Source organism: Modicisalibacter radicis, assembly GCF_900961225.1.
In the GTDB taxonomy this organism is placed as follows: domain Bacteria; phylum Pseudomonadota; class Gammaproteobacteria; order Pseudomonadales; family Halomonadaceae; genus Modicisalibacter.
Map to the genome: position 1 here is coordinate 241685 of NZ_CAAHFN010000076.1, position 9049 is coordinate 250733.

Below are 9049 nucleotides of genomic sequence, written 5' to 3' on the forward strand. Positions count from 1 at the left end.
GGAAACGATCATTACCTTTTTGGTGGCCACATGCACAACGCTCCAAACATCAAGCGTTACCAGCTCCAAACAAGTCACAGAACCTATGGATTCATCGTGATGGCGGTGGTCTTCGCCATTGGTATGGCGGGCACGACGCTGCCAACACCTCTCTACCCTCTTTATCAGCAGCATCTGAATATAAGCGAGTTGATGGTGGCCGTGATCTTCGCGACCTACGCCTTTGGTGTGCTTGGCGCACTCTTCGTTACTGGGCCGTGGTCCGATCAGATTGGGCGCCGGCCGATACTTTATGCCGCCCTGGCGTGTGCGGCAGCCAGTTCGCTGCTGTTTCTGTACGGGGGAGCGCTGTGGGTTTTGCTGCTCGGTCGTGCGCTGTCGGGACTGTCCGCCGGTTTTTTCACGGCTACGGCGACGATTGCAGTCATCGAATTGGCGCCTGACAGTCAAAAGACATTTGCGGCGATGATGGCCGCCGCGGCAAATATGGGAGGACTGGGCCTTGGCCCTCTCTTGAGTGGGGCGATTTCGCAATACCTGCCAGGACCGTTGCACCTTGCGTATCTGGTATACCTGTTTTTGTTGGTGGTGGCCGGTGCGCTTCTTTCCCAATGTCCTGAAACCGTCACGCGACCGTCTAACCCTAATCTGCGTCCCCAAGGCCTGGGGTTGCCAACAAGCGTACGAACGGCGTTCGTCCCGGCTGCCATCGCCTGCTTCGCTGGTTTTGCCTTACTAGGACTGCTGACATCACTGGAGCCGGCGATTCTTGGCAAGGTCGTCGGCATTTCCAACCGTGCTGCAGTGGGTGGCCTGATCTTCATCGTCTTCGTGGCTTCGCTGGGCGGACAGTTCCTTCAGCGTCGACTCGCCGATGAGGTGCGATTGCCTCTGGCCTGTGGCGTGCTGGTTCTGGGGGCCGGTTTGCTGGCCGTGTCCCTGATCGCTAATTCCATAGTACTTCTCATTATCGGTGCCATCGCGTCCGGTTTGGGGCAGGGAGCGATCTTCGCGGCCAGCATCGTGGCCGTCACTGCCGCCAGTCCAGCAGGCAAGAGAGCCGAAATCACCTCATTGCTCTTTGTCGTCGTTTATCTCGCGGTAGCCGTGCCGGTCCTGGGCCTGGGTATAGCTATCGAATACATAGGCCTGCGTGCAGCAGGTATCACATTCTCAGTTCTGGTCATGCTGTTGTCGATAGCTGCCGTGGCCGTACTGAAGATGCGTCGCATCAAACCCTCGGTTGCCATCTGACTGGCACATTCCATCTCAAAGGGAGACTGTCATGAGTACTATTTCTTCTACCGATCCCGCTATTAGTGAGCCCCGTAATATGGAACTCTCTGAGTTTTGGCAACACTTCCGCCATCGTCATGTCCAGATCGGGGACATCAAGCTGCACTATGTCGAGGGTGGCTCCGGTAAGCCTCTGCTACTGATCCCCGGTTGGCCGCAAAGCTGGTACGCATGGCGCTACGTCATGCCGGCACTAGTAGCAGCAGGACGGCGAGTCATCGCTCTTGATCCACGGGGTCTGGGTGACTCCGATAAACCCGCCCATGGTTACGACTTGGCTACCGTGGCGAAGGATCTTCACTGCTTCGTCGAGCATCTAGGGCTTCTGTCCGATGGACCTCTGGATGTGGCCGGCCATGATGTCGGCGCGTGGATTGGCTACGCCTGGGCAGCCGATTGGCCGGATGACATCGGACGCCTAGCCCTTTATGACGCCGCCTTGCCTGGTATTACCCCTGCGGGGCCCGGAGGCAGTCCCTCGGAAGAGGTCAATGTTCGGACTTGGCACTTCGGGTTCAATCGGCTCACAGATCTACCGGAGTTGCTCGTCCAGGGTCGTGAGAAGCTCTATCTGGACTGGCTGTTCACGTCAAAGATGCTTAACCGATCAGCGATTACGCCTGCCGATCTGGACGAATACACGCGAGTTTTCAGTGCGCCGGGCGCCGCTCGGGCCGGCTTTGATTACTACCGGGCCCTGTTCAACGAAGGCGGCATAGCGCAGAACCGGGAGCGCGGGACGCGACAACTGAGCATCCCGCTATTGGCGTGGGGCGCTAGCGGTGGTGTTGGTAACGTACTGTTGGACACCCTCAAAAGCATTGCCGGCGAGGTCAGCGGTGGAACGATCGATGCTTGTGGCCATTACATACCGGAAGAGGCGCCCGGCATAGTAACCGAACAATTGACCACCTTTTTCGTCGGTTAGCCTAGAATTTGGGTCTCCTTGGCCTTTGGCGATTTCTCTTGTGCTTGGGGATTTAGACGAGGGCCATAATATCACCTCGAATGAGTAGCCCCGGTCATCACGCTTCCTATTCTTGGCCGATCAATTGTTCGACTCGTTGTAAGCGTTGGTGATTGGGCCATCGGTTTCGACGCTGCCGATATCGGTTCCAAGTTTCGCAACTTCGGTCAGATCTGTATCTCGCTCAATCGCTGCTATGTGCATGCAGCGATCCACGACCGCTATCAGGCCAACGTAGCAGAAATTTCACATTGCCGATGGACCGGTTTCTGGAGAGAAAGTCAGACCGAAGGAACGATGAAAGCCCACCATTGTATCCCAATGCGGACTCATATCGTTATCTGTGTGTTGTTCTGAGGGGTTTGGTTGGGCTGCAAGAAAGTGTTACTACACTTTCTTGCAGTCGAGAATGTTCGTTCAAACAGGAAGATTCCTTGATATTCAAGCTTAGTCGTTAACTGCCACAATCAAGCCTTTTCGGTCGTCTCAGAGAAGAGGGTCTCTGCAAATCTGCGATAGCTGTGCAACGGTCGGCCGAGAATTCGGGTCAGGCGCTCGACATCGCCAGACTGGGGGATCATGCCGTCGCTGACATAGCGTTCGGCCATCAGGCGCATTTCATAGGCGGTCCATTTCGGCATGAAGGTCGCCATGTTCTGCTCGAATTCGCTGGGATCGTCGCCACCATAGTTAACTGGACGGCCGATAATTTCCGACCAGATTTCGGCCACCCCTGAACCCGTAAGCGTGTCAGGACCGACCATATTAATGGTGTCATTAGGCAATTTTTCCGGGGCCTGATCGCGACGGATCAATTCGATCGCGGCAACTTCGGCGATATCGCGGACGTCGACCATGGCAACACCCTTGCCACCGATCGGCATCGGGTAAACGCTATAGTTGAAGATCACCTCCTTAATCATTTTCTCATTATCGATAAAGTAGGCCGGCCGCAGGATGGTCGCACTGAAACCCATCTTCTCAAGCATACGCTCAGCGCCGTACTTCACCGCAAAATGAGGCACATTGACAGCTTTATCGGCGTCAAATACCGACAGGTAGACGACGCGTTCAACCCCCGCCTCGCGAGCAATATTCAAAGTGATGAGGGCCTGTGTGAATTCGTCGCCAGTCACCGCGTTGAGGAGAAACAGGCTAGTGATGCCGCTAAAAGCGTGGCGCAGCGAGTCAATGTCGAGCAAATCACCTTTCGCGACTTCCACGCCATCCGGGAACGCGTTCTTTGACGGGTCACGGGTCAACACGCGCACTTCGGCGCCACGATTGACGAGCTGATCTACGACGTGGTGGCCGACACGGCCAGTGGCTCCAATTACGAGAATAGTCATGAGGTGTACTCCTGATAAGGGTTAAGGTTCTGTCTTATTGACGACTCCCACTCTATTTGTTTCATTTGTGGCCCGATAGATGCTATATATAGACAGACTGTCTTACTGGTGGAACATGATGGATCTGCTTGCTCTCGCTGATTTCAACCTGGTTGCCCTCCATGGCGGGTTTGGTCGAGCCGCACGGGCGACTGGACGCTCGAAGGCAACCTTGTCCCGTCGGGTTTCCGAGATGGAGGGCAGCCTTCAACTGAGGCTTTTCGAGCGTGGAGCTCACAAACTCAGGCTGACTCAGGAGGGAATGGCACTTTACGAGCGAACCAGAACCTTGCTTACCGAGTTGGATGAGACCGTCAATTCAATTGCTTCGGGCGCAGCCCGGCCTTCAGGCCGCTTGCGCATCAGTGCGCCACTGCTGTTCTGCCAACTGGCAATGGGCAAGCTCGCTGCCGAGTTCGCCGCGAAGTATCCGGATGTGCAACTTGAGGTGACTACAGAAGATCGGCCTGTCGATATGGTTGATGAAGGTTATGACCTAGTGATTCGAGTGAATCCCGACACCGATGAAAACCTTTACGGGCGCAAATTTCTGCGGGATCGATTGGTGGTGGTGGCCAGCCCCGACTTGATACGACCCTCTGCAAATCAAGCGGTACCGGCTGTTATCCGAGGGTCCAGCCAGCAGACGTCTGCATGGGATTTAAACACGGCTGGCAGGAAAGAGCGCCTGGCAGTGAACCCAGTGCTTCATCTTTCGTCGATGATCATGGTTCGCGATGCGGTGCGTGCCGGTGCCGGCGCCGGCCTGCTTCCGGTTTCACTGGTCAGTCAGGATCTGGACGCTGGACGACTCTTATGCTGGGGCGACGTCGAAGGCCCCGAAATCGCCCTATGGGCGCTCTATCCGTCACGCCGGCTGCTCAATGCCCGTGTTTCGGCTTTTCTGGAATTTCTAAAAGAAGTGTTTCCCTCGGGTGGGCCCGAGGAGCTCGCTGCGTATGTGGGTGCGTAGCCCTAAGTGCAGCATGAGTGCCAAGGGCAACTGCTGCGACAACGCCTGTGCCGAGAGCTTCTTTCGTAGTCTCAAGGTTGAAGCGATCCATGGCGAGCAATTCGAGACACGGGACGTCATGCGACGGCACGTGTTCGAGTACATCGAGATGGACTACAACCGACAACGCCGGCACAGTGCGATTGGGATGATCAGCCCAGAGGCCTTCGAGGATCGAATGATCGCTTAGATCGATGTCCACGAGTGCTGGGTAAGATCAAAACGATATCTTCAATCAATGCCCACCCCTGATCGAAAATCTCGTAACGTCCTGCCATGACAACCTCTTCAAGCCTGATGGTGGAAAGGTTAGCAAGGCATCATTTTCAAACAAAGCGATAGATGACCTTACCTTTTGGGCTATCCACCCGGTGTTTCACCCAATCAGTGTAGTTCGGCAGACGTTTGTTTGTTCTCGATCGTGAAAAAGACTTGGCGCCCCGAGCCATTGCGATGGTCTGCCGAGGAGGGATCCTGCATGCACCGGCGCTTCTTCGGGCAGTGGCGGCATTGGAACAATCACGCCCTTCGAAGTACACCCGGATCTTGCATCCTCGGTTTCCCGCTGGCTGCGACAGGTGAGGCTTTCGCCTGCCTGGCAGAGACATCTGAGAGTCACCGGATCGAACTGGAATTCACTGTCAAGAATGGCCTTCTTCCAGCCAGTTTTGGTGACGTTTTCCATACTCGGTTTTCTCATTCTGGAACCTCGGATCCCGGTTGCGGAACCGATTGCATTGCCTAACATGCATTATATATTTGTGCGCTCGTACGCCTCTATCGCCATTATTTTTGCCTCACTATAACTGAATTTTTTGTGGTATGCGAAACCAACCTGAGCATATGGGTGATTGTAATCGCCTCGAAGATAGTCTTCCTCTTCACTCTCACAACCACTGTTCAAATAATCGCAGATTCGGCCGAGAAGATCTCTTACATTTGTTCTCATTCCGTGTACGCAGACACACCCGTCTAATTCAAGACCTTCAATTATCTTTGATTCATTCTCGATCGCCTCAAAAGCTTCGATGTTTAACACAAAAGTTTCCCCGATTGTATAGCGCCGCCATCAGGCGCGCGAGGTGCGAGCGTCGACTGCATGGCTACTGATTTCATCCGCCAGTATGGGCAGGAGCGCTTTCGGCAGACAGTGGCCAAGCCCTTCAATTTCTACTAATTGCCCATTTGGCAACATACCTGCAATATGTTTTCCATGCGGCGGTGGGTTAAGCGGGTCCTCAGAACCCTGAATCACGAGGATCGGAACGTGCACCCTTCTTAACTCTTTTCCCCGCGATAGCGATACTGGGGTTGCCATTGCGTGATTTCCGGGCTGTACCCAAGTACCTGCGTGCTCTATACAGCGTTGCTCACGCAGCCGAAAATCTGACTTGTCAAATTCGAGCCTATTCCCTGATAGCAGGCTCCATTCTTTGACACGGCGATCTAGCTCTTCTTCCATCGTGTTGGATGGTTTGGCACGCTGCGAAAGTGCTTCCAATACTTCCCTATTGGGTAGAGGGAGTTCATTTGTAGATCTCTCACCTGAAAAGGTACGAGCAATATTGCCAACAAAGTCTACGTCCAGTGCTGCTCCACACATGAGCGTGAGGCTATAAAGTCGCTCAGGATGATCAAGTGCCAAAACCTGGCCTAACGTCGCACCTAGCGATAAACCCACAACGTGGGCTTTATCCACTCCCCAAGCATCAAGGACGGACATTGCATCTGCTGCCATCTCCTCGACGGTATAAGGAGCTTCATCAAATCCAATAAAGGTAGAACGCCCGGTATCCCGATGATCATAACGAATCACGCGATACCCCTTGGAACTTAGCAGTTCGACAAAGTCATCCGGCCACATCAGAGCAGATGCGTTTGCACCAGAAATCAGGAGAATTGTTTCCGCTGGGCCTGGGCCAACTGACTCACTCCAGAGCGATCTGCAGTCCAATTTTACAAATTTCTCTGGCATTCGAAACTCCTTCCATACTTCTACCCGTGACTGCTGAACGCGGAGCTGAGGTGCTGGGTGGAGCGAAGCGTAACCCAGTCACATTGAGCGCCATCTTATGTCTTGGCTTCATTTATTTCCACCTTAATGCCCTCCGGGTCTACCAGAACAGCGTGGAGTCGACCAGAGCTCAGATCCGGTTCAACCGCTACCGAACCAAGTGGTGTCTTGGCATCAACGATCGCACACACATCTTGCACACAGAAACCTAGTCTTACAGCCGATGACACGGGATTGGATGCCGATTCCGGATATGGCTCGAAGACAAAATTGGCCTCCGCTGCCGCATAATGGACAGGTCCGTCATCATGCCGCTCTTCAGAAAACTCCAAACCGAGATGCTCGTACCAAGCTCTTGAGCTTTCCAGATCGGAAACTCTCATTAAAAGCAAACTCGATTCCGGTATCGAATCTCATCCAAAGGCATGACACCCGCCATCACCGATGACAAACTCGCAGCAGAGCGAAGATTTTGGCATTCGGCGCAAGGCCTGATCATATGGTTGATGGTATAATTCGTCTCGGCCACCATGGCTTTATTTCGTACTAGCCGCGAGGCGCGCTCCCAGGGCAATAAACAAGGCCCCAAGGCTTCGATCTATCCATAACCCAACGCGCTTATTTTTCTTCAAGAAAGCACCCAATTTCGAACCCGCAACAACCAAAGGAGGTTCTATAAAAGCCGCGACAACAATGATCAAACTTCCATGAAGTAATAGCTGAGCACCGGCAGGGCCAGCACCGTCGACGACGAACTGTGGCAAGAAAGCGAGGAAAAATACAGCTACTTTCGGGTTGAGAGCAGAAACAAGAACTCCCTGCCAATAGACCGACTGCATCCGTAAACTGTCACCTTCGTTATTAGATAAAAATGAAGCACCTTGCGAACGAAGCATCTTGATGCCCAACCATATCAAATATGTAGCCCCAACCCACTTGACCACTGAAAATGCCAAAGCTGATGTGGCAAGGATTGCCGACAGTCCTACCGCCGCCATAACTACATGCAACGACGCACCTGACCAGATACCTAGCATCGCAGCAACCCCGCATCGACGACCGCTGCGCAGTGTCTGCCCTAAAATAAAAGCCATATCTGGGCCTGGAGAAATATTTAGAAGAACCGCCGCAGATAAAAACGTCATCCAATGGACCATTGAGTAGTCGAACATGCTGAACCTCCATCATATTCAGGGGGTAGCTTAAAACTTTGGAGCCAGAGCTCAGAGAGCTGAGCCTTGATCGGATCAAGGTGTTCTTTGATTCCATAGTTATGCGCTGCTAGGCATCCCGCAGTTTCCCGATACACAGCAGCGCTGTAGGTTCCAACTCCGAAGGCAATCTCAATACCTTCTTCACCCTTGAATCATCAAACCCTGCAACGAGAACGCAACCAACGCCCAAAGCAGTGCTCTGTAAATAGACATTTTGTGCTAAAGCACCAGTTTCCATATACACATAGCAAGCACCGCGCTCTCCCTGGGGTGGCTGATGCTCAAAATTCCGAACCGCATCTCCAAGTTTCGCTGTAACTCCGATGACAACGGCCGCGTCTTTCAACCACGGTTGATTACCAATCCCTAGCTCGTGCATTGCCCCTTCCGGAATACAGCCACCGACTAGCTTCAACGAATGGCTATCAGCGTCATACTCATAAGTACCGGGCTCAAGTTCCGATACCCGCTGCACCACAATTTTTAGATGCAGCGGGTATAACCCTCCCGCCGATGGAGTGGATCTTTTCTGTTCGGCACCAGTTACGCCTTGAGCCGACCAAAGCAATTGGGACAAAACACCTAAAGGTAGGGGTGCCTTCGAATATTCTCTTGAGCTACGCCGAGACTCAATACAGCCAACCAATGACTCAGAGCTTTGCAATCCCGGTGCAGGTAGCTCGAAAACCATGCATTTACTCCCTATTCATGCGCAGAGCGCGCCGGTGGCCTTGACGTAGCGAAGCGGAGACAAGAGCATCCGTGTGACGCGTATTGTATGGTCATTGTTCCCTAAGCTCGACCTTTCTTCCATCAGGATCTCGAACGACGTAAATCTGCTTGCCATCGAATTCATGCTGACTCGTAATTGCCACTCGGGAGAGAACCTGCTGTATGTCTTTTGCCGAGAAACCTATCCTGGAGTTGCCCGCTTCCTAAATCTCCGCCAATGGGTAAAGTTCAAACACAAAGCCGGCATCTTGCGATGAATAGTGCAGAGGCCCGTCGCGGTGTTTCTCCTTGACGAAACAAAACCCTTGTGTCTCTCCGGGCCTGTTGATTAGCTACCAGCAGGCTCTGGCATCAGGGTGAGCATCCACAAACCCTGAGGCGGTATAGCCTGGGACCTAGATTATGCCCCCTGATGCCCTCTATCTC

Annotated in this window: 8 protein-coding genes and 1 pseudogene; 4 read left to right on the forward strand and 5 right to left on the reverse strand. The window is 53.4% G+C overall.

The window, feature by feature from the left end:
- The first annotated feature begins 30 nt into the window (after positions 1-30).
- Together HR9077_RS15150 and HR9077_RS15155 are read left to right on the forward strand one after the other, a co-directional pair.
- Entirely contained in the window at positions 31-1254 is a 1224-nt protein-coding gene (locus HR9077_RS15150) for an MFS transporter (protein WP_210725936.1), read from the forward strand.
- A 31-nt stretch (positions 1255-1285) separates the two neighbouring features.
- The gene (locus HR9077_RS15155; protein WP_136067825.1) at positions 1286-2224 is read left to right on the forward strand and encodes an alpha/beta fold hydrolase; all 939 of its coding nucleotides are present in this window, start codon (positions 1286-1288) and stop codon (positions 2222-2224) included.
- A 506-nt stretch (positions 2225-2730) separates the two neighbouring features.
- On the opposite strand, the gene HR9077_RS15160 is transcribed toward HR9077_RS15155, so the two are convergent.
- Positions 2731-3612 carry an SDR family oxidoreductase gene (locus tag HR9077_RS15160; RefSeq protein WP_136067826.1) on the reverse strand — a complete coding sequence of 294 codons (882 nt, stop codon included), beginning with the start codon at positions 3610-3612 and terminating at the stop codon, positions 2731-2733.
- Positions 3613-3727: 115 nt separating this feature from the next.
- Here HR9077_RS15160 and HR9077_RS15165 point away from each other — a divergent pair, with 115 nt between their 5' ends.
- A complete protein-coding gene (locus HR9077_RS15165) occupies positions 3728-4624 on the forward strand; it encodes a LysR family transcriptional regulator (RefSeq protein ID WP_210725937.1) in 897 nt (298 codons plus the stop codon).
- Positions 4625-4634: 10 nt separating this feature from the next.
- Positions 4635-4853 (forward strand): annotated as a pseudogene (locus HR9077_RS15170) (IS3 family transposase); the annotation flags it as partial.
- A gap of 879 nt (positions 4854-5732) precedes the next feature.
- On the opposite strand, the gene HR9077_RS15175 reads toward HR9077_RS15170, so the two are convergent.
- The 4 genes from HR9077_RS15175 to HR9077_RS15190 all read right to left on the reverse strand — a co-directional run bounded on the left by HR9077_RS15175 (position 5733) and on the right by HR9077_RS15190 (position 8582).
- Positions 5733-6638 (reverse strand): alpha/beta fold hydrolase, encoded by a 906-nt coding sequence (locus HR9077_RS15175; protein WP_136067827.1) that lies wholly within the window; start codon positions 6636-6638, stop codon positions 5733-5735.
- 95 nt (positions 6639-6733) lie between these two features.
- The gene (locus tag HR9077_RS15180; protein WP_136067828.1) at positions 6734-7060 is read right to left on the reverse strand and encodes a VOC family protein; all 327 of its coding nucleotides are present in this window, start codon (positions 7058-7060) and stop codon (positions 6734-6736) included.
- Positions 7061-7213: 153 nt separating this feature from the next.
- Complete coding sequence (locus HR9077_RS15185) at positions 7214-7849, reverse strand: LysE family translocator (RefSeq protein WP_136067829.1); 636 nt, start codon at positions 7847-7849, stop codon at positions 7214-7216.
- A 109-nt stretch (positions 7850-7958) separates the two neighbouring features.
- Entirely contained in the window at positions 7959-8582 is a 624-nt protein-coding gene (locus HR9077_RS15190) for a SagB/ThcOx family dehydrogenase (RefSeq protein ID WP_136067830.1), read from the reverse strand.
- Positions 8583-9049: the final 467 nt, after the last annotated feature.

Excerpts from the sequence above, each read along its gene's own strand:
- HR9077_RS15165 (WP_210725937.1), top strand. The coding sequence starts at position 3,728 with ATGATGGATCTGCTTGCTCTCGCTGATTTCAACCTGGTTGCCCTCCAT.
- HR9077_RS15175 (WP_136067827.1), bottom strand. The coding sequence starts at position 6,638 with ATGCCAGAGAAATTTGTAAAATTGGACTGCAGATCGCTCTGGAGTGAG.
- HR9077_RS15185 (WP_136067829.1), bottom strand. The coding sequence starts at position 7,849 with ATGTTCGACTACTCAATGGTCCATTGGATGACGTTTTTATCTGCGGCG.
- HR9077_RS15180 (WP_136067828.1), bottom strand. The coding sequence starts at position 7,060 with ATGAGAGTTTCCGATCTGGAAAGCTCAAGAGCTTGGTACGAGCATCTC.
- HR9077_RS15150 (WP_210725936.1), top strand. The coding sequence starts at position 31 with ATGCACAACGCTCCAAACATCAAGCGTTACCAGCTCCAAACAAGTCAC.
- HR9077_RS15155 (WP_136067825.1), top strand. The coding sequence starts at position 1,286 with ATGAGTACTATTTCTTCTACCGATCCCGCTATTAGTGAGCCCCGTAAT.
- HR9077_RS15190 (WP_136067830.1), bottom strand. The coding sequence starts at position 8,582 with ATGGTTTTCGAGCTACCTGCACCGGGATTGCAAAGCTCTGAGTCATTG.
- HR9077_RS15160 (WP_136067826.1), bottom strand. The coding sequence starts at position 3,612 with ATGACTATTCTCGTAATTGGAGCCACTGGCCGTGTCGGCCACCACGTC.